General features: G+C 32.7%; 21 protein-coding genes. 15 read left to right on the forward strand and 6 right to left on the reverse strand.

Annotated elements, in window-relative coordinates; translation table 11 throughout:
• The 6 genes from gatA (at position 1) to dinB (ending at position 7,609) form a co-directional block, all read left to right on the forward strand.
• Entirely contained in the window at positions 1-1,458 is a 1,458-nt protein-coding gene (gene gatA, locus ACA31_RS09435) for an Asp-tRNA(Asn)/Glu-tRNA(Gln) amidotransferase subunit GatA (protein ID WP_057513081.1), read from the forward strand.
• Positions 1,459-1,470: 12 nt separating this feature from the next.
• Positions 1,471-2,898 (forward strand): Asp-tRNA(Asn)/Glu-tRNA(Gln) amidotransferase subunit GatB, encoded by a 1,428-nt coding sequence (gene gatB, locus ACA31_RS09440; RefSeq protein ID WP_057513082.1) that lies wholly within the window; start codon positions 1,471-1,473, stop codon positions 2,896-2,898.
• A 212-nt stretch (positions 2,899-3,110) separates the two neighbouring features.
• A complete protein-coding gene (locus ACA31_RS09445) occupies positions 3,111-4,028 on the forward strand; it encodes a diacylglycerol kinase (RefSeq protein WP_057513083.1) in 918 nt (305 codons plus the stop codon).
• Between the two features lie 153 nt (positions 4,029-4,181).
• Positions 4,182-5,543, forward strand: coding sequence for a 23S rRNA (uracil(1939)-C(5))-methyltransferase RlmD (gene rlmD, locus ACA31_RS09450; protein WP_057513084.1), 1,362 nt, complete (start codon positions 4,182-4,184; stop codon positions 5,541-5,543).
• Positions 5,544-5,762: 219 nt separating this feature from the next.
• Positions 5,763-6,320, forward strand: a complete 558-nt coding sequence (locus ACA31_RS09455) for a DUF3267 domain-containing protein (protein WP_057513085.1) — start codon at positions 5,763-5,765, stop codon at positions 6,318-6,320.
• A 218-nt stretch (positions 6,321-6,538) separates the two neighbouring features.
• Positions 6,539-7,609, forward strand: a complete 1,071-nt coding sequence (gene dinB / locus ACA31_RS09460; RefSeq protein WP_057513086.1) for a DNA polymerase IV — start codon at positions 6,539-6,541, stop codon at positions 7,607-7,609.
• Between the two features lie 30 nt (positions 7,610-7,639).
• On the opposite strand, the gene ACA31_RS09465 is transcribed toward dinB, so the two are convergent.
• Positions 7,640-8,194 (reverse strand): 3'-5' exonuclease, encoded by a 555-nt coding sequence (locus ACA31_RS09465; RefSeq protein ID WP_057513087.1) that lies wholly within the window; start codon positions 8,192-8,194, stop codon positions 7,640-7,642.
• A 182-nt stretch (positions 8,195-8,376) separates the two neighbouring features.
• Positions 8,377-8,877 carry an H-type ferritin FtnA gene (gene ftnA, locus ACA31_RS09470; RefSeq protein ID WP_057513088.1) on the reverse strand — a complete coding sequence of 167 codons (501 nt, stop codon included), beginning with the start codon at positions 8,875-8,877 and terminating at the stop codon, positions 8,377-8,379.
• A gap of 168 nt (positions 8,878-9,045) precedes the next feature.
• Between ftnA and ACA31_RS09475 the strand changes: the two genes are divergently transcribed.
• Together ACA31_RS09475 and ACA31_RS09480 are read left to right on the forward strand one after the other, a co-directional pair.
• Positions 9,046-10,365, forward strand: a complete 1,320-nt coding sequence (locus ACA31_RS09475) for a Mur ligase family protein (RefSeq protein ID WP_057513089.1) — start codon at positions 9,046-9,048, stop codon at positions 10,363-10,365.
• Positions 10,362-11,081 carry a type 1 glutamine amidotransferase gene (locus tag ACA31_RS09480; RefSeq protein ID WP_057513090.1) on the forward strand — a complete coding sequence of 240 codons (720 nt, stop codon included), beginning with the start codon at positions 10,362-10,364 and terminating at the stop codon, positions 11,079-11,081. Before ACA31_RS09475 ends, ACA31_RS09480 begins: the two co-directional genes overlap by 4 nt.
• Before the next feature lie 117 nt (positions 11,082-11,198).
• Here ACA31_RS09480 and ACA31_RS09485 read toward each other — a convergent pair whose 3' ends face one another.
• Entirely contained in the window at positions 11,199-12,185 is a 987-nt protein-coding gene (locus ACA31_RS09485) for an FUSC family protein (RefSeq protein ID WP_057513091.1), read from the reverse strand.
• Between the two features lie 179 nt (positions 12,186-12,364).
• On the opposite strand from ACA31_RS09485, the gene map reads away from it, so the two are divergent.
• From map to vraR, 5 genes are all read left to right on the forward strand, one after another.
• Entirely contained in the window at positions 12,365-13,117 is a 753-nt protein-coding gene (gene map, locus ACA31_RS09490) for a type I methionyl aminopeptidase (protein WP_057513092.1), read from the forward strand.
• A 104-nt stretch (positions 13,118-13,221) separates the two neighbouring features.
• Positions 13,222-13,608 carry a hypothetical protein gene (locus tag ACA31_RS09495; protein WP_057513093.1) on the forward strand — a complete coding sequence of 129 codons (387 nt, stop codon included), beginning with the start codon at positions 13,222-13,224 and terminating at the stop codon, positions 13,606-13,608.
• A gap of 16 nt (positions 13,609-13,624) precedes the next feature.
• Entirely contained in the window at positions 13,625-14,326 is a 702-nt protein-coding gene (vraT, locus tag ACA31_RS09500; RefSeq protein ID WP_057513094.1) for a cell wall-active antibiotics response protein VraT, read from the forward strand.
• Positions 14,323-15,366, forward strand: a complete 1,044-nt coding sequence (gene vraS / locus ACA31_RS09505) for a sensor histidine kinase VraS (RefSeq protein WP_057513095.1) — start codon at positions 14,323-14,325, stop codon at positions 15,364-15,366. Before vraT ends, vraS begins: the two co-directional genes overlap by 4 nt.
• The gene (vraR, locus tag ACA31_RS09510; RefSeq protein WP_057513096.1) at positions 15,356-15,985 is read left to right on the forward strand and encodes a response regulator transcription factor VraR; all 630 of its coding nucleotides are present in this window, start codon (positions 15,356-15,358) and stop codon (positions 15,983-15,985) included. The genes vraS and vraR overlap by 11 nt, the downstream gene beginning before the upstream one ends.
• A gap of 217 nt (positions 15,986-16,202) precedes the next feature.
• On the opposite strand, the gene ACA31_RS09515 is transcribed toward vraR, so the two are convergent.
• The 3 genes from ACA31_RS09515 to ACA31_RS09525 all read right to left on the reverse strand — a co-directional run bounded on the left by ACA31_RS09515 (position 16,203) and on the right by ACA31_RS09525 (position 18,316).
• Entirely contained in the window at positions 16,203-17,330 is a 1,128-nt protein-coding gene (locus ACA31_RS09515; RefSeq protein ID WP_057513097.1) for a YihY/virulence factor BrkB family protein, read from the reverse strand.
• A gap of 230 nt (positions 17,331-17,560) precedes the next feature.
• On the reverse strand, positions 17,561-17,845 hold the full coding sequence (locus ACA31_RS09520) for a hypothetical protein (RefSeq protein WP_057513098.1): 285 nt from the start codon (positions 17,843-17,845) through the stop codon (positions 17,561-17,563).
• A gap of 6 nt (positions 17,846-17,851) precedes the next feature.
• Positions 17,852-18,316, reverse strand: coding sequence for a low molecular weight protein-tyrosine-phosphatase (locus ACA31_RS09525; RefSeq protein ID WP_057513099.1), 465 nt, complete (start codon positions 18,314-18,316; stop codon positions 17,852-17,854).
• A 134-nt stretch (positions 18,317-18,450) separates the two neighbouring features.
• Here ACA31_RS09525 and ACA31_RS09530 point away from each other — a divergent pair, with 134 nt between their 5' ends.
• Positions 18,451-18,654, forward strand: coding sequence for a DUF1128 family protein (locus tag ACA31_RS09530; protein ID WP_057513100.1), 204 nt, complete (start codon positions 18,451-18,453; stop codon positions 18,652-18,654).
• 15 nt (positions 18,655-18,669) lie between these two features.
• Positions 18,670-19,908 carry an aminopeptidase gene (locus tag ACA31_RS09535; RefSeq protein ID WP_057513101.1) on the forward strand — a complete coding sequence of 413 codons (1,239 nt, stop codon included), beginning with the start codon at positions 18,670-18,672 and terminating at the stop codon, positions 19,906-19,908.
• Positions 19,909-19,937 lie beyond the last annotated feature (29 nt).

Here is a 19,937-nt window from a genome sequence, read left to right on the forward strand (position 1 = left end):
ATGACCATCCGTTATGAATCTGTGGAAAATTTGATCAATTTAATAAAAAACAAAGAAATTAAGCCTTCGCAAATTGTGAATGATATTTATGATGCAATTGAAGAAACTGATCCAACAATCAAATCATTTCTTGCATTAGATAAAGAAAATGCGGTTAAACAAGCGCAAGAACTAGATGAATTACAAGCTAAAGACCAAATGGAAGGTAAACTTTTTGGTATTCCTATGGGTATTAAAGACAACATTATTACTGAAGGTGTTGAAACAACTTGTGCAAGTAAAATGTTAGAAGGATTTGTGCCTATTTATGAGTCAACAGTAATGAATAAATTACGAAATGAACAAGCAGTACTTATCGGTAAACTAAACTTAGATGAATTCGCTATGGGTGGTTCAACTGAAACTTCGTACTTTAAAAAGACTGTAAACCCATTTGATCATACTGCAGTACCTGGAGGATCATCAGGTGGCTCAGCAGCAGCTGTAGCAGCAGGATTAGTTCCTTTCAGTTTAGGTACTGATACTGGTGGTTCAATTCGTCAACCAGCAGCTTACTGTGGCATCGTAGGTATGAAACCTACATATGGTCGTGTATCACGATTTGGATTAGTTGCGTTTGCATCATCATTAGACCAAATCGGACCACTTACACGTAACGTTAAAGATAATGCCTTGGTATTAGAAACAGTTACTGGTTTGGATGAAAATGACTCTACAAGTGCACCAGTTGAAGAGTCAGATTTCACTGCTGATATCGGTAAAGATATCCAAGGTCTTAAAGTTGCGTTACCAACAGAATACCTTGGTGAAGGTGTATCAGAAGACGTAAAAGCATCTGTTAAACAAGCTGTTGAAACACTAAAAGAATTAGGTGCAACAGTTGAAGAAGTATCATTACCAAACACTAAATACGGTATCCCTTCTTATTACGTTATTGCTTCATCAGAAGCTTCATCAAACTTATCTCGTTTTGATGGTATTAGATATGGTTACCATTCACCTGAAGCTAACTCATTGGAAGAATTATACAAAATGTCTAGAAGTGAAGGTTTTGGTGACGAAGTGAAACGTCGTATCTTCTTAGGTACTTTTGCATTGAGTTCTGGTTATTATGATGCATTTTATAAAAAATCACAAAAAGTAAGAACATTGATTAAAAATGATTTTGACCGCATATTTGAAAACTATGATGTTATTGTAGGACCAACGACACCAACACCAGCGTTTAATATAGGTGAAGAAATTGATGATCCACTTACAATGTATGCGAATGATTTATTAACAACACCAGTAAACTTAGCTGGGTTACCAGGTATTTCTGTTCCTTGTGGTAAATCAAACGGACGTCCAATTGGTTTACAATTTATTGGAAAACCATTTGATGAGAAGACGTTATATCGTGTCGCTTACCAATATGAAACAAAATTTAATTTTCATAATGAATACGAAAAATTATAAGGAGTGGAAATCATGCATTTTGAAACAGTTATTGGACTAGAAGTCCATGTTGAGTTAAAGACAGAATCTAAAATGTTCTCTGCATCACCAGCACATTTTGGAGCAAAACCTAACTCAAACACAAGCGTAATTGATCTTGCATATCCTGGTGTGTTACCAGTTGTGAATAGACGCGCTGTTGATTGGGCTATGAGAGCTTCAATGGCAATCAATATGGATATTGCAACAGAATCTAAATTTGACCGTAAAAACTATTTTTATCCAGATAATCCAAAGGCATATCAAATTTCACAGTTTGATCAACCTATTGGTGAAAATGGTTATATTGATATTGAAGTTGATGGTAAGACAAAACGTATCGGTATTACACGTCTTCACATGGAAGAAGATGCTGGTAAATCAACGCATAAAGATGGTTACTCTTTAGTAGACTTAAACAGACAAGGTACACCATTAATTGAAATTGTTTCTGAACCAGACATTCGTTCACCAGAAGAAGCATATGCATACTTAGAAAAACTACGTTCTATTATTCAATATACTGGCGTTTCTGATTGTAAGATGGAGGAAGGGTCACTACGTTGTGATGCTAACATCTCATTACGTCCATATGGTCAAGAAGAGTTTGGTACGAAGGCAGAGTTAAAAAACTTAAACTCATTTAGTTTTGTACGTAAAGGTCTTGAATATGAAGAAAAACGTCAAGAAGAAGAACTATTAAATGGTGGAGAAATCCTACAAGAAACGCGTAGATATGATGAATCAACTGGTAAAACAATTTTAATGCGTGTTAAAGAAGGCTCTGATGACTACCGTTACTTCCCAGAACCAGACATTGTACCTTTATATGTGGATGAAGCTTGGAAAGAGCGTGTGCGTCAAACAATCCCAGAATTACCAGATGAAAGAAAAGAAAAATATGTGAACAATTTCGGCTTACCTGCTTATGATGCGCATGTATTAACACTTACTAAAGAGATGTCTGATTTCTTTGAAAGTACTATTGCTGAAGGTGCAGATGCTAAATTAACTTCTAACTGGTTAATGGGCGGCGTGAATGAGTATCTTAATAAAAACCAAATTGATTTATTAGATACAAAATTAACGCCTGAAAACTTAGCTGGAATGATTAAGTTAATTGAAGATGGCACAATGAGCAGTAAAATCGCTAAAAAAGTATTCCCAGAACTCGCTGAAAATGGTGGGGATGCCAAACAAATTATGGAAGATAAAGGTCTAGTTCAAATTTCTGACGAAGCTACACTTTTAAAATTTGTAAATGAAGCGTTAGATAATAATGCACAATCAGTTGAAGATTACAAAAATGGTAAAGGCAAAGCAATGGGCTTCTTAGTTGGTCAAATTATGAAAGCTTCAAAAGGTCAAGCCAATCCTCAATTAGTAAATCAATTGTTAAAACAAGAATTAGATAAAAGATAATTAAAAATGTGTTGGATTTTAGTGTAATGTGATGATTAGATAACGCGTTACAACAATAGATATAGCAGAACCTGTAGAACGTTTTTGTCTACAGGTTTTTTTACTATTTATACGATGTTATATATATTCTGTAAAATTTGGCCTAAATGCTTTTATCATTTATCTAAATCATATAATATAGACATTGAGTATAAGAAGTCGAGGGATAAAATATGAGAAAACGAGCTAGAATCATTTATAATCCAACATCTGGAAAAGAATTGTTTAAACGTACCTTGCCAGATGTTTTAATTAAATTAGAAAAAGCAGGGTTTGAGACAAGTGCGTATGCAACTGAAAAAGTTGGAGATGCAACTTCTGAAGCAGAACGCAGCTTAGAACAAAACTATGATGTATTAATTGCTGCCGGTGGTGATGGTACACTTAATGAAGTCATAAATGGTATTGCAGAGCAGCCGAATAGACCTAATATAGGCATTATACCTATGGGGACAGTAAATGATTTTGGACGTGCGCTACAATTACCAAATGACATTATGAGTGCAATTGATGTGATTATAGAAGGCCATACAACACGTGTTGATATTGGCAAGATGAATAGTCGTTATTTCATAAATTTAGCTGCCGGTGGTCAATTAACACAGGTTTCTTATGAGACACCAAGTAAATTAAAATCCATTGTTGGACCGTTTGCCTATTATATAAAAGGTTTTGAAATGTTACCACAAATGAAAGCTGTGGATATTCGTGTAGAATATGACAACGAAGTTTTTCAAGGCGAAGCGCTGTTGTTCTTGTTAGGGTTAACGAATTCTATGGCTGGTTTTGAAAAATTAGTGCCAGATGCTAAATTAGATGATGGTTATTTTACATTGATTATCGTTGAAAAAGCAAACCTTGCTGAATTAGGACATATAATGACGCTGGCTTCTAGAGGAGAACATACAAAGCATCCTAAGATACATTATAAGAAAGCCAAATCCATTAGCGTATCATCATTTGTAGATATGCAATTAAATGTAGACGGTGAATATGGTGGAAAATTACCAGGTAATTTCTTGAATTTAAAACAACATATCGAAGTATTTACGCCAAGTGATATTAATAATGATGAAATAGTTGAACAATAAAAGTAGGCTTCGTATAATATTACAAATTTAACTTGAAGAACTTAACTATTTCAAGTTAAAATAAATAGTCGAAAAAATTAAAGATACAGAATAAATTGAGAGGTTAGGTAAAGACATCAAATATCCTAATCTCTTTTAGTATGGGGTGAAGTCATGGATACAATTCAAAAAAATGAGGTCATAGAAGGTAAAGTTATAGATTTAACACATGAAGGACATGGTGTTGTTAAATTAAATCGCTATCCTATATTTGTACCAAATGCGTTAATTAATGAAACGATAGAATTCAAAGTGATAAAAGTTAAGAAAAATTTTGCAATAGGTAAGCTTCTCGAAATTAAAAAAGAGAGTGAAGAACGTGTAGAACCACCATGCGTGTATTACCATAAATGTGGTGGCTGCCAGCTACAACATATGACTTACCAAGCACAATTGAATATGAAAAAAGAGCAAGTTGTCAATTTGTTCCACCGTAAAGCAGATTTTAAGGACACAACTATCCACGATACAATTGGTATGGATAATCCTTGGTTTTATCGTAATAAATCTCAGGTTCCTGTTGGTAAAAACAATGAAAACAAAGTGATTACAGGATTCTATCGTCAAAGAAGTCATGACATTATAGATATGGATGAATGTTTAATACAAGACAATATGCATCAAGATGTGCTGAATCAACTCAAATTATGGTTCAATGAATTAAATATCAGTATATATAATGAGCGTAAAAAACAAGGTCTTATGCGTCATGTCGTAATTAGAACAGGGCACCATTCTAGACAACTGATGGTTGTATTTGTTACAAATGGGAAGAAGTTCAAACAAAGTGATGTGCTTGTAGAAAAATTAGTAGCAGCATTTCCAGAAATAGTGAGCGTAAAACATAACGTGAATGATACACATTCGAATGTCATTATGGGTGAAACGTCACATACGCTATATGGTAAAGATGAAATTCAAGATACACTTTCAGATGTAACATTCAAAATCAGTGATCAATCTTTTTATCAAATTAATTCTATTCAAACTGAAAAATTATATCAACGTGCAATTGAATATGCAGAAATTAAAGGTGAAGAAACTATATTAGATACTTATTGTGGTATAGGTACAATTGGATTATACATGGCGCCAAAAGCGCACCATGTCTATGGCGTTGAGATCGTCCCAGAAGCGATTGCAGATGCAAAGCAAAATGCGACCTTAAACCAGTTCGAAAATACTACTTTTGTCTGTGGTAAAGCTGAAGAGGTTGTTCTAAAATGGAAAGCACAAGGCATTGAACCAGATGTAGTAATGGTTGATCCACCTCGAAAGGGCTGTGACGAAACTTTCTTGGAAACACTTTTAGAATTGAACCCAAGAAAGATTGTCTATATTTCTTGCAACCCATCAACGCAACAACGTGATGCGCAACAATTAGCACAACAATATAAATTAACACAAATTACGCCAGTAGATATGTTTCCACATACCACACATGTTGAAACAGTGGCACAGTTTGAAAGACGCTAAATTATAATGTTTTATATTTAGGTGACTTAACATGAATATAAGATTTGTATGAATTTAATTAATAAGTTGTTTACTAATTATTGCAAAATATTGCAAAATAAGTAAGTTTGTTAAAATTCAATTACAAGCAACTAACTTACTTGAAAAGCCCATCATTAGTGGTTACAATCGTTGTATAGTCTAGGTAATAACGATGACGATGACACGGAGGGTTGACACATGTTCAAGATTGATTTGTTCTCTAGCAAGAGAATGTTAGAAGGATTTATACTTTTTCAATTTACAATAGTGATGGTGAGTATATTATTGTCTTATAAATTTGCTTATTCACTTACACACATTATAGAACAAAATATTATATTCAATTTAGTATACGGTATATTAGGATTTGCAGTTGTTTATTTCTTACATGAATTTATTCATAATATAATGTTCCGCTTGTTGTCAAAAGGTAATAAACCTACTTTCCAAATCCGCCAAGGTTTAATTACTACCCATATGCCAAATGTATATTTTAAAAAATGGCAATACATCACTATCATGTTAGCTCCCTTAGTCGTTATTACAACTGTGTTGATTATATTATTCTCATTTTTTGCATATTCATCTATGATATTTATAGCGAGTCTGCATATTGGATATTGTGTAATGGACATGTATTTCTTAACAGGCGCACTTAATAATAAAGTGCAATATATTGAAGATACAGAAGAAGGTATTATATTTTATTCAGAGAGTCCGGTGGCACAGATAAAGGCTCATACTGAAGTGAAATAAATATAAGTGAAATAATTGAATTTGTAAATTTTAAACTGAGTTAGTTGTTTACTTACAGAGAGATGTTGATTATTGCGTTCAGCAGTCGTTTGTTCTGGTAAGAGATAACTGGCTCTTTTTCGTGTTACTTGAGCAAATTTCAAGAAAATACATATTTTAAAAGGTAAGATTAAACTAATATTAATCATTGTATGCAGATGATGAAGGAGGTGAGTGCATTGTCAGAAAGACGTATTATCCATATTGATATGGACTATTTTTTTGCGCAAGTAGAAATGAGAGATAATCCAAAGTTAAAAGGGAAACCTGTGATTGTAGGTGGGAAAGCAAGTGGCAGAGGCGTAGTTTCAACAGCCTCATACGAAGCTAGAAAATATGGTGTACATTCTGCAATGCCCACTGCACAAGCACATAAGTTATGCCCAAATGGCTTTTATGTTACGCCAAGATTCGAAGCGTATAAAACAGCTTCAGAAAAGATTATGAAGATATTTAAGAGTTATACGGATGTTGTAGAACCCTTGTCATTAGATGAAGCTTATTTAGACATTACACATTTAGTTAGAGCAGATTTACCTGCATCAAGTGTAGCTCAATATATACGTAAAGATATTTTTGAAGCTACGCAACTGACTTCTTCTGCTGGGGTATCTTATAATAAATTTTTAGCTAAATTAGCGAGCGGAATGAATAAGCCGAATGGGTTAACAGTAATTGATTATCGTAATGTACACGATATATTAATGGGATTAGATATAGGCGATTTTCCTGGCGTAGGTAAAGCCTCCAAACAGAAAATGCATGATAACGCAATATACAATGGTAAAGATTTATACGAACAAAGAGAAAGAGAATTAATAAGACTTTTTGGTAAACGAGGACATGGGTTGTATAATAAAGCGAGGGGTATAGATTATAATCCTGTTAAATCAACAAGAATAAGGAAATCAGTTGGTACAGAGCGTACTTTTGCGACGGATATGAATGATGATGATCAAATATTACAAAAAATATGGGAACTGAGTCATAAAACAGCTGAACGTTTAGCTAAGTTACAAAAATCCGGTAAGACAGTTACAGTCAAAATAAAGACTTACAAATTTGAATCATTATCGAAACAGCGAAGTTTAAGAGATCCTGTCAGAGATGAAACGGATATTTATAATATAGCTTATACTTTATATACAGAATTAAAAAATCCAGATATCCCCATTAGACTAGTAGGTGTAACGGTAGGTAATTTAGAAAAAGCATCTTATGAAAATATGACAATTTATGATTATATTTAAAAAGTTAGCTCAAATTTGAAGCTAACTTCTTTAATTTTTATCCTTTAAATCTTTGCCATAAATATTAAGCATACTATTTAAATCATCATAGTGTTTTAAAAGGCGAAATGTAATCATTGCACAAGCTTTCGCATCATTTAGCGCATCATGGTGACCATGAAAATCTAAATTATAATATTGCATCATATAATTCAAGCCGTATCGCTGATTCTCTATCGTTCTTCTAGATAGTTGTAATGAACAGAAGTATTTTATATTTGGCGTATCACTGCCTATAGCTTTAATACTTTCATGTAGGACACTCATATCAAAAGCAGCATTATGCGCGACAACTGGTAAGTCGTCAATGAATTGCATCATAAAAGGGTATACTTTCTTAAATGTTGGAGCATCATAGACTTCATCTGGTTGTATACCATGTACAGCAATATTTTGTTGTGAAAAGTAATCGTTTGGGTTAACTAATGTGTAAAAGGATTCAGTGATTTGATGATCAACAACTTTAACCATACCAATTGAACATATACTTGTACGTTTGCCATTAGCAGTTTCAAAATCAAGGGCAATAAATGCATCAGAATTCATTAAGCAAGATTCCTTTCTCATGTGTGAATATGATATGACTTTATATAAATATGTGCTTAGAGTCAAGTTAATCAGACTTTAATAAGCTGAATTACAAGCGCATATTAAACATAAAAACTCATCCCAGATTTAAATTGGGATGAGTTTTTATTGAGACAATAAACTTAAGTTTAATATGAAGATTACTCTTCGTCAAATGAACGTGCAGCTAATTCTTTCTCGTATAGATAAAGTGTATTGCTGTCATCACCGATACGTTTTAGATAATCAAGGTGTGTATCGAACATTGCCTCTTCTTCTACTTGTTCGTCTAAGAACCAATTTAAGAATGAAATAGTGGCATAATCTTTCGCTTGATTAGCTAAATCTGATAAATTATAAAATCTACGTGTAACATCTTGTTCTTGCGCTAAGCCATCTTGAAACGTTTCCAGAATACTTGAAAAATCTGATTTCGGTGCAGGAATCGATGCAAATAAAGCATGTTCTCCACGGTCATTGATATAATCATATATTTTTTTGCCATGGAATCTTTCTTCTTTCGCTTGTTGAACATAGAAATTCGCAAAGCCTTCATATGATTCTTTGTCACAAAAAGCGGCCATTGCCATATACGCATGTGCTGCAAAATATTCATGGTTCATTTGTTCATTTAATGCATTTAACAATTCTTTGTTTAACATAAGTAATAGCCTCCATGTATGTTTTTTTCAGTATAGCAAATCTATTCTCATTAGTAAATAATAATAATTATAATCTAGAAAAAAGACATGATTATTTCAATTGAGAATTGTTTGGAATACAACTTAATCATGTTATAATATTTGAGTGAAGAGTGAAGGAGGAAGTACATGAGACATTGGACTGCAACCCACTTAGCAAAATTGGCTAAGCAAGCAAGTAAAGCTGCTGGGAAAAAGGGCACAGACTTGCCAGGTCAAGTTGCTAGAAAAGTGGATAAAAATATTTTAAGAAAATTAGCATCACAAGTTGATGAAATTGTCTTTATAAGTGGTACAAATGGGAAAACGACCACTTCAAATTTAATTGGCCATACATTAAAAGTAAATGATATTGATATCATACATAATAATGAAGGCGCAAATATGGCTGCAGGTATTACTTCAGCATTTATTTTACAAATTAAACAAAGTACAAAAATTGCAGTCATTGAAATTGATGAAGGCTCAATTCCAAGAGTACTCAATGAAGTAACACCAACAATGATGGTGGTTACTAATTTCTTCCGTGATCAGATGGACCGTTTTGGGGAAATAGATATTATGGTAAATAATATTGCAGATGCGATTAATAATAAAGGGATTAAATTATTGTTAAATGCAGATGATCCATTTGTCAGTAGATTGAAGATAGCTAGTGATACAGTTGTATATTATGGGATGAAAGCACATGCACATGAATTTGAACAAAGTACAATGAACGAGAGCCGCTATTGTCCAAACTGCGGTCGTTTATTACATTATGATTATATTCAGTATAATCAAATTGGGCATTATCATTGTGAATGTGGATTTAAACGCGAGGACACTAAATACGAAGTGTCTGAATTTAATTTAAATCCATTCATTAATTTAAATGTAGATACAGCTACATTCAATATGAAAATCGCAGGAGATTTTAATGCTTATAATGCGATTGCAGCGTATACAGTACTAAAAGAATTAGGACTCAATGATGAAGGTATAGCACGTGGATTTGAAACATATACGTCGAATAACGGGCGTATGCAGTACTTTAAAAAAGACAGTAAAGAAGCAATGATTAACCTTGCTAAAAATCCTGCTGGGATGAATGCGAGCCTTTCTATAGGAGAACAACTAGAAGGTAGTAAAGTCTATGTTTTAGGATTGAATGATAATGCAGCTGATGGTAGAGATACTTCGTGGATTTATGATGCTGATTTTGAAAAATTAGCAAAACAACAAATCGAAGCAATTATTGTTACAGGGCAACGTGCAGAAGAATTGCAGTTAAGATTAAAATTAGCAGGTGTAGAAGCACCAATCATTTTAGAAAGAGACATATATAAAGCGACAGCAAAAACGATGGACTATAGGGATAGCTTTACAGTAGCTATTCCTAACTATACTTCTCTAGCACCTATGTTAGAACAATTAAATCACTCTTTTGAGGAGGACAAAGCTAGATGAATGAATTGACTGTTTATCATTTCATGCCTGATAAATTAAATTTATACAGTGATATTGGGAATATTATCGCGCTGAAACAACGTGCAAAATTGCGTTATATTAAATTGAATGTTGTAGATATAAATGAAACAGAGGGCGTTACTTTTGAACAATGTGATATTTTCTTTATCGGTGGCGGTAGTGATAGGGAACAAGCATTAGCTACTAAAGAATTAAGCAAAATCAAAGCAACATTAAAAGAAGTCATTGAAGAGGGTATGCCTGGTTTGACAATTTGTGGTGGTTATCAATTTTTAGGAAGTAAATATATTACACCTAATGGTACCGAACTTGAAGGACTTAATATTTTAGATTTTTATACTGAATCACAGAAAGATCGTCTAACTGGGGATATAGTAATCGAGAGCGACACGTTCGGTACAATCGTTGGTTTTGAAAATCATGGTGGTCGTACGTATCATCAGTATGGCACATTAGGTAATGTCACACATGGTTATGGTAATAATGATGAAGATGCTAAAGAAGGTATACATTATAAAAACCTATTGGGAACTTATTTACATGGGCCTATTTTACCTAAGAACCATGAAATTACTGATTACTTACTAGAAAAAGCATGTGAACGTAAAGGTATACCATTTACGCCCAAGCAGTTAAATAATACTGAAGAAGAGGCTGCCAAACAAGTAATCGTTAATCGTGTAACACAAAAATAGATTTAAGCTTAATAAAGTAAAGTGACTGTTAGAAAACCTATTGGAAATCTGACAGCCACTTTTTTATTTTTGAAAATCTTTTGAATTTCAATGCGAAAGACTTATATACACAATGTGTTAAGCAAAACGATGGTCTAATATACGATAGATTAATAGAATTTCATAAATAAGGTGACTTTTTAATTGGTTGTCATCAAATTCGTCTAACCCTTTGACAGAAGATTTCAATAATGAAGCAGATTGTTGTTGTCGCTCAAAAGATCCAGTAGTGTAAATGTCATTAATGCTTTGAGCAATACTTAAGATAGCGATTTTTTCTTCATTCGTAAATTGGAAATGCGTGCCTTTAGGTAAATAGACTAAGTTTGATAAATGCGTGATGAATAACCTATTTGTATGTGTACGTGTGGTTAATGATTTTAAACGTATCCATTCTGAATCGTGATGCTTGTGATAACTCAGCTCATCCTTTTGATAAGAAAGCAAGGTTTCAACCTTTTGATTTAAATCTAACAATACATTTAATTGTTGGTAAGGCGCACCTTTAGTAAATTTGCCTAACAGTAATTGACGCATACGGTGATGAAAGAGCCCGTACATTTTAGACTCTACATTATTTATTGAAGATTCAAGTTGATCATAATATTTGGGTGGAAATACAACGAAGTTGACTAAACCAGCAGTGACCAGACCAATCATTGCAGTTAATAGTCTTGAGAAAAAATTGAAGAAATAGGCATCGTGTATACCAGGTATCATAGCCATTGCTGTTAATGTTGCAACAGTTGTCCCAGCTTGTAGTTTTAACTTAGTACAAAATATTATTGTAAATGTAGCACTGAAAGCATATGCAAAAGCAGATTCATCGCCAAAAAAAAATGTAAAAACAACTGCAAAGAGCGCGCCAATTACCGTAGCAGGAAGTCTACGATATCCTTTTTTTAATGATGCCTTTGCAGTGGGTTCAATTGTGACAATAGCAGTTAAAATTGCGAAAATAGGATTTAAATCTAATGCTAAACAAAAAAACGCAGTTAAAAAAGTAGCTAACCCAGTTTTAATCGTTCGTGCACCTATAAGTCCTTTATACCAATTGTTGCTCATAAAAAAACTCCTAGTCATGTTATGTATAAGAAGAGAATTAACACGAATTACAAAAGTAGCCATGTTATTCATATATTCAAAATGTTAAACTATATGTGTTCAAATATTCTAATTTATTATATCAAAAAAAGTCTGCTATAATAAGAAGAAATATAATTTACAAAAAGGAACGGGATAATATGATCGTAAAAACAGAAGAAGAATTAACAGCTTTAAAAGAAATTGGTTATATTTGTGCATTAACTAGAGATACTATGCAAGCAGAAACAAAGCCAGGTATCACGACAAAAGAGTTAGATGATATTGCAAAAGAGTTATTTGAAAAAAATGGTGCACTTTCTGCTCCAATCCATGATGAAAAATTTCCTGGACAAACGTGTATTAGTGTTAATGAAGAAGTAGCACATGGCATTCCAGGCAAACGTAAAATACTTGAAGGTGATTTAGTTAATATCGATGTTTCAGCTTTGAAGAACGGCTATTACGCCGATACAGGCATTTCATTTGTTGTTGGTGAATCGGACAACCCATTGAAACAAAAAGTCTGTGACGTAGCGTTAGAAGCATTTGATGCGGCTATGACAAGAGTTAAAGTAGGTGGAAAGTTAAGTCAAATTGGTAAGGCAGTACATGCTACTGCACGAAAAAATGATTTAACAGTTATTAAAAACTTAACAGGTCACGGCGTTGGACAATCACTTCATGAAGCACCAAGTCATGTGATGAACTATTACGACCCTAAAGATAAAACTTTACTTAAAGAGGGCACAGTGATTGCAGTTGAACCGTTTATTTCTTCAAAAGCAACATTTGTGACAGAAGGAAAAAATGAATGGGCGTTTGAAACAAAAGATAAAAGTTTTGTTGCTCAAATTGAGCATACTGTTATCGTTACCAAAGATGGACCAGTGTTAACTACTAAAATAGATTAGATAGCGTTTCGGTCTAAAGTCCTAATATAAGATGGTTCCGGAGCCTATACCAATGGTTCCGGATATTTTTTATAATAGAGTCTAATCGATCATGAGGTGATTCTATGAATTATATTACGTCTTATTTAGAAAAAATGACAAAACACACATTTCGCATAAGTATAGTGGAGTACCAAAGATTTCTTGATAAAAAATTGAGAAGTGTTGAAATGTATATTAAATACTTAATTGAAAGAAAAGGCAATGTAGGCAGTTTAATTGATAGACTGACATTATCATTAGAAAATAAATATATTGATATATTGGATAAAGAGTACATTGATTGTGCCGAAGTAATAGAGCATAAAGATATTGAGCATATAAAGTATGAATTAAATGAAATGGAAGCAGACTACGCTCGTATTGAAGCAGATTTATCACAACAAGCAACAGAGAGAGCTAATATTGAAACTGAGTGTGATTTAATCGAACGCATTAGTTTAGTCGCTTGAAGAAAGGTGGCGAAACATGACTCATAAATATATATCGACTGAGATGTTAATTGTTTTTACAACAATATTGATTATTGCCAATTTCTACTATATATTCTTTGAAAAAATAGGTTTCCTACTCGTATTATTACTTGGCTGTATTCTAGTCTATGTAGGTTATTTGTATTTCCATAAAATACGAGGTCTCTTATCATTTTGGATTGGTGCTTTGCTGATTGCATTCACTTTATTATCAAATAAATATACAATTATCATTTTGTTTATCTTTTTAATAATGTTAATCATAAGATATATTATTTATAGATTTAAACCATTAAAAGTAGTCGCTACTGATGAAGAAGTTGAGTCTCCAAACTTCATTAAACAAAAATGGTTTGGTGAGCAACGCACACCAGTATATGTATACAAATGGGAAGACTTACAAGTGCAACATGGCATAGGTGATATTCATATCGATATGTCTAAAGCTGCTAATATTAAAGAAAACAATACTGTAGTGATACGACATATTATAGGAAAAGTTCAAATTATTGTACCTTTAAATTATAATATTATTTTAAACTTTACTGCCTTGTACGGGAATGCTTACGTTAATGAATCCTCTTATAAAGTTGAAAATAATAATATTAAAATCGTGGAAGAAACGAAAGAAGAAAACTATGCTGTAAACATTTATGTTTCGACGCTAATTGGCGATATTGAGGTGATTTATAAATGAATCACTACATAAGAGCAATAGGATCCATGTTGATATTAGTTTATAGTACATTTTTTGCTCTATTTTTTATCGATAAAGTATTTGTAAACATAGTGTATTTTCAAGGTATGTTTTATACACAAATTTTTGGAATTCCAGTTTTATTATTTTTAAACTTATTAGTTATTTTTCTTTGTATTATTGTAGGATCGGTATTAGCATATAAAACAAATCAACAAAATCACTGGTTACAAGACCAAATTGAACGTTCTATTGAAGGTCAAACAGTAGGTATCAATGACCAAAATATTGAATTATATAATGAAACGATTGAATTATATCAAACATTAGTTCCGTTAAATCAAGAAGTACACAAATTACGTATGAAAACACAAAATCTAACAAATGAATCATATAATATAAATGATGTGAAAGTTAAAAAGATTATAGAAGATGAACGACAAAGACTTGCACGTGAGTTACATGATTCAGTAAGTCAGCAATTATTTGCAGCGAGTATGATGCTTTCAGCTATTAAAGAAACACGCTTGGAGGCACCTTTAGATCAACAAATCCCATTATTAGAAAAAATGGTACAAGATTCTCAGTTAGAGATGAGAGCCTTACTATTACATTTAAGACCTATTGGATTAAAAGACAAATCATTAGGTGAAGGTATTAAGGATTTAGTCGTTGATTTAAAGAAAAAAGTACCTATGAAAGTTGTACATGATATTGAAGAATTTGAAGTGCCTAAAGGTATTGAAGATCATTTGTTCAGAATTACACAAGAAGCCTTATCTAATACTTTGAGACATTCAAAAGGTACCAAAGTAACAATAGAATTGTTTAATATGGCAGATTACTTATTATTACGCATTCAAGACAATGGTAAAGGATTCAATGTTGATGATAAGGTAGAACAAAGTTATGGTTTGAAAAACATGCGAGAACGTGCGCTTGAAATTGGTGCTACGTTCCATATTGTTTCTTTACCAGATTCAGGTACTAGAATTGAAGTAAAGGCACCATTAAATAAGGAGGATTCACATGACGATTAAAGTTTTATTTGTTGATGATCATGAAATGGTTCGAATTGGAATTTCTAGTTACTTATCTACACAACCAGATATTGATATTGTAGGGGAAGGTGAGTCAGGAAAAGACGCGATTGAAAAGGCTCATCAACTAAATCCAGATTTAATCTTAATGGACTTGCTTATGGACGATATGGATGGTGTCGATGCTACTGAGCAAATTAAAAAAGACTTACCTCATATTAAAGTTGTGATGTTAACAAGTTACATTGAAGACAATGAAGTATACCGCGCTTTAGATTCTGGCGTAGACAGCTATATTTTGAAAACGACTAGTGCTAGCGATATAGCCGAGGCTATTCGTAAAACATATAAAAATGAATCTGTGTTTGAAGCTGAAGTGCTTGTGAAGATGAGGAATAGAATGAAACAACGTGCCGAATTATATGAAATGTTAACGGAACGAGAAATGGAAATTCTATTACTTATCGCAAAAGGTTACTCAAACCAAGAAATTGCGAGTGCGTCACACATAACGATTAAAACAGTAAAAACGCATGTAAGTAATATTTTAAGTAAATTAGAAGTACAAGATAGAACGCAAGCAGTTATTTATGCTTTCCAGCATAATTTAATACAGTAATAAATTATATTTTAAGTATTTCCAAAAGGTTAAAACCGAAACGTAGATTAGATCCATTTACGTTTCGGTTTTAGCCTTTTTACGTCTTATAGAGCATTTAATAAGATAGATTTAAATTATAAATCAAAAATAGCTGATATGTGTCATGATTTAAACACATATCAGCTATTTCTTTTAAAAATAGACATTACATTTATTTAGTTGAGTTTATATTAAATTATACTTTTTTGTTGTTTGAGTCTGAAGTATTATGATTGGAATCAGAGTCAGTAGCATGCGTTGATTCGTTTTCTTCAATCTCAGCCATTGTATGTTCCTCTGGGGTTTTACCCGTGACTACTTTACGTTGGTGGATAATCGCATTGATTTCAGCACCGATAATAATAATAAAGCCTGTGATGTATAACCATAGCATTAAAATAATGATACCAGCGATACTACCGTATGTTTTAGAATAGTTAGCAAAGTTTGAAATGTAAATACCAAATAAGAATGAACCACCTAAAAATACAATCGTAGCGAATATTGCACCTGGTATTACTGATTTCATTTTAATCTTAACATTCGGCGCTAACGTATATAAAACCATAAATGCTATAAAAATAATGATTAATGGTAATACAACACGCACTAAATTAAAAATCCATTTGATTTGATCACCTAAGCCAAGTGGGCCAAATAAGAGTGAACCGATTTGTTCACCAAAGGTCGGTAATATCAGTGCAATAGGTAAGACTATTATCATAGCAAGTGTGAATAACACACTGAATAGTTTAGAAACAACAAAGTTTCTACTATCTTCAACGTCATATGCGACGTTGAATGAGTTCATAATTGCAGTCATACCGTTTGAAGCAGACCAAAGTGCTAAAATCAAACCTACAGATAATATACTACCACTAGCGTTACCCATAATATCACCAATGATTGATGATACTTGTCCTGCATAATCTGGTGGGACGTGCTCTTTAATCATATCTCTTATCGTTGACCGTTGAACACCTACTACAGGTACTATTGATAATAAGAATAGGAGCATAGGAAATAGTGACAACATGAAGTAATAAGATAATTGGGCAGATAAACCAGATGCATCATCTTTACCGATTCTATAAATGAGATAAGAGAAAAAATTAGGATTTTTCGTATATTTTGCTGGTTTATTAATACGTGATACAAAGAATTCTTGATTGTCTTTCTTAGGTGATTTTGATTTGAATTCATTAGGTGTGATATACGTACGATCACGCTCGATTTGTTCATCTTTTGTTTTCTTAGACGCTTTCTCTTCATTCTTTTTAGTTGAGTTTAGAAACTTTGAAGTTGTTTTCTCTTTTTTAGACATATCAAATCTCCTTATGTATTAATGTTTTTAGTATATTGTTTAATATACTTTAAAAGTTAAAGAAGGTAAATAACTGTTGATATTCTTTTTTTAAAATTGATTATTAGTTTTTAAAATATCGCACATTACAAGTTATATACAAAAGACAATACCTAAACATGTAATATTAGGTATTGCCTTAATTAAATTATTTAAACATGTGGTGTCAAAAATACAATACTACAAACAAATTAATTGTTTAAGCGATTGTTTTTACGCTCAACGAATGTATTTTTCGCGTCTTTTAAAGAACGTTCTAATTCTGGATTATTACGGCGAATTTCTTCTACCACATCTTTCCAATATAATACTTCGTCTTTTACGTTGTTGATAGCTGAAGGCTTTTGAGAACGATTGCCTTCTTTTCTATCTTTGATTGATTGTTTTAATGATTGGCGTGTTGATTTGTCTGCTAATGTTGCTGCGCCTCCGATTATGGCACCTAATAGAATTCCCGGAATTAATTTATTTTGCATGATGTTTTACCCCTCTCTTAGATTTGCATCTTTAACTATAAAATCAATTAAGTTATCACAAGATGATTGTACCATTTTATAAACGCCTTCGAAATTATTTGTATAATAAGGATCAGGTACGTCAGTCTCATCCACATCACTAAAGTCCAACAGCTTATACAACTGTCCTTTAATGTTTGAATTAATTTGTTTAATATTCTCTACATTACTTTGATCCATTGCAATGATATAATCAAAGTCATCATCAGCTTTAAATAGTTCGCTGATCATGCTATCAAACGGTATATCATTTTTAATGAGAATATCTTGCGTACCCTCATGAGGTGGTTGACCTAAGTTCCATTCACCTGTACCCCTAGAGGTTACGTTTAAATCTGTTATCTTTCGGTCTAGTAATCTTTGTCGCATAATAGCTTCTGCCATTGGCGAGCGACAAATATTGCCTAAACAAACGAATGCTACTGAAATCATGTGACTACCTCCAAAGTATATAGTGCTAATTCCCATTTTAAAGCTTTTTTAATCATTTCTAAAGCATTATTATTATAAAAGTTTTACAAGAAACGTAAATTTGATAAAATAAGTTGATAAAAGGGGTGAGCGAAGTGACAAATAATAATGAACAAATGATATTAGAAATAAGAGAACGTTTAAATCTTGTAAATCAAAGCTTGATTGATCCAGATAAATATGAAGAAGCAGATAAACAAGAAATAAGTGAAATTCACGAATATGTAACATCAAAAGCGTCATTTACACCAAGTGAAGCAGCTGCAATTGCAGATGCACTTGGGCAAATACGCAAATAAAAGGAGTGTATAAATATGACTCAATTACAAGAAAAATTAAAACAATACGCCGAACTTTTAGTTGGTGTAGGAATGAATGTACAAGAAGGTCAACCAGTATTTATTCGCTCAAGTGTTGATGCTATTGAATTAACACATTACATAGTAGAAGCTGCATATAAACGAGGCGCTTCTGATGTTAAAGTTGACTATAGTGATGATCGACTTTCTCGTTTGAAATTTGAATATGAAACAGTAGAACATTTTGAAAGTAATGAAGTGAAAGATTATGAAGTAGCTAAACGCATGGATTATGTAGATAGAGGTGCTGCAAACTTAGCACTTATAACACAAGACCCTGATTTATTAAATGGCATTGACCGTGATAAATTAGCAACTTTCCAAAGACAGTATGCTACTGCATATAAAAGGTATATGGAAGCAAGTCAGAAAAACCAATTTCCATGGTGTGTGGCAGCCTATCCATCAAAAGCTTGGGCAAGTCGTGTCTATCCAGAACTATCTGAAGAAGATGCTTACAACACATTCATTGATGAAGTATTAGATATCGTTCGCGTAGACGGTAATGATCCAGTGGCTAATTGGAAGGCCCATGTTGCTAATCTAAGTAAACATGCAGATAAATTGCAAAGTAAAAATTATAAAGCACTTCGCTATATTTCTGAAGGTACTGATTTAGAAATTGGTTTACCAAAAGGTCATATATGGGAAGATGCCACAAGTTATGCGAGTGGAGGTCAAGCCTTTGTAGCTAATATTCCAACTGAAGAAGTGTTTACTGCACCTCATAGATTAAAAGTAAATGGCTATGTAACAAATAAATTACCATTAAGCCATAACGGTAATATTATAGATGGTTTTACATTAACTTTTAAAGATGGCGAAGTAATTGATTTTAAAGCTGAGAAGGGTGAAGCGGTCTTACGTGATTTATTAAATACAGACGAAGGCGCTAAGCGATTAGGGGAAGTAGCACTAGTGCCTGATGATTCACCAATTTCTAACCGTAATACTATCTTTTATAATACATTGTTCGATGAAAATGCATCTTGTCACATTGCATTAGGCTCAGCTTACGGTTTTAATGTAGAGGGTGGTACAGAAATGACTACAGATGAAAAGTTAGCTCAAGGATTAAATGATTCACTTATTCATGTTGACTTTATGATTGGTAGTAAAGATTTAACAATTTATGGCATTACTCAAGAGGATAAAAAAGAACTTGTCTTCGAAAATGGTAATTGGGCAAAATAGAGCGTTGTTAAGGAGAAATTTGTGAAATT

The organism is Staphylococcus sp. NAM3COL9 (assembly GCF_001431205.1).
GTDB lineage: Bacteria > Bacillota > Bacilli > Staphylococcales > Staphylococcaceae > Staphylococcus.

Bases quoted from the DNA above. Each gene is read 5' to 3' on its own strand.
- ACA31_RS09495 (WP_057513093.1), top strand. From the start codon at position 13,222: ATGAATTATATTACGTCTTATTTAGAAAAAATGACAAAACACACATTT.
- ACA31_RS09445 (WP_057513083.1), top strand. From the start codon at position 3,111: ATGAGAAAACGAGCTAGAATCATTTATAATCCAACATCTGGAAAAGAA.
- vraS (WP_057513095.1), top strand. From the start codon at position 14,323: ATGAATCACTACATAAGAGCAATAGGATCCATGTTGATATTAGTTTAT.
- ACA31_RS09520 (WP_057513098.1), bottom strand. From the start codon at position 17,845: ATGCAAAATAAATTAATTCCGGGAATTCTATTAGGTGCCATAATCGGA.
- ACA31_RS09525 (WP_057513099.1), bottom strand. From the start codon at position 18,316: ATGATTTCAGTAGCATTCGTTTGTTTAGGCAATATTTGTCGCTCGCCA.
- rlmD (WP_057513084.1), top strand. From the start codon at position 4,182: ATGGATACAATTCAAAAAAATGAGGTCATAGAAGGTAAAGTTATAGAT.
- ACA31_RS09535 (WP_057513101.1), top strand. From the start codon at position 18,670: ATGACTCAATTACAAGAAAAATTAAAACAATACGCCGAACTTTTAGTT.
- ACA31_RS09465 (WP_057513087.1), bottom strand. From the start codon at position 8,194: ATGAATTCTGATGCATTTATTGCCCTTGATTTTGAAACTGCTAATGGC.
- vraT (WP_057513094.1), top strand. From the start codon at position 13,625: ATGACTCATAAATATATATCGACTGAGATGTTAATTGTTTTTACAACA.
- ACA31_RS09455 (WP_057513085.1), top strand. From the start codon at position 5,763: ATGTTCAAGATTGATTTGTTCTCTAGCAAGAGAATGTTAGAAGGATTT.
- gatB (WP_057513082.1), top strand. From the start codon at position 1,471: ATGCATTTTGAAACAGTTATTGGACTAGAAGTCCATGTTGAGTTAAAG.
- gatA (WP_057513081.1), top strand. From the start codon at position 1: ATGACCATCCGTTATGAATCTGTGGAAAATTTGATCAATTTAATAAAA.
- ACA31_RS09485 (WP_057513091.1), bottom strand. From the start codon at position 12,185: ATGAGCAACAATTGGTATAAAGGACTTATAGGTGCACGAACGATTAAA.
- vraR (WP_057513096.1), top strand. From the start codon at position 15,356: ATGACGATTAAAGTTTTATTTGTTGATGATCATGAAATGGTTCGAATT.
- ACA31_RS09480 (WP_057513090.1), top strand. From the start codon at position 10,362: ATGAATGAATTGACTGTTTATCATTTCATGCCTGATAAATTAAATTTA.
- ACA31_RS09475 (WP_057513089.1), top strand. From the start codon at position 9,046: ATGAGACATTGGACTGCAACCCACTTAGCAAAATTGGCTAAGCAAGCA.
- ACA31_RS09515 (WP_057513097.1), bottom strand. From the start codon at position 17,330: ATGTCTAAAAAAGAGAAAACAACTTCAAAGTTTCTAAACTCAACTAAA.
- ftnA (WP_057513088.1), bottom strand. From the start codon at position 8,877: ATGTTAAACAAAGAATTGTTAAATGCATTAAATGAACAAATGAACCAT.
- map (WP_057513092.1), top strand. From the start codon at position 12,365: ATGATCGTAAAAACAGAAGAAGAATTAACAGCTTTAAAAGAAATTGGT.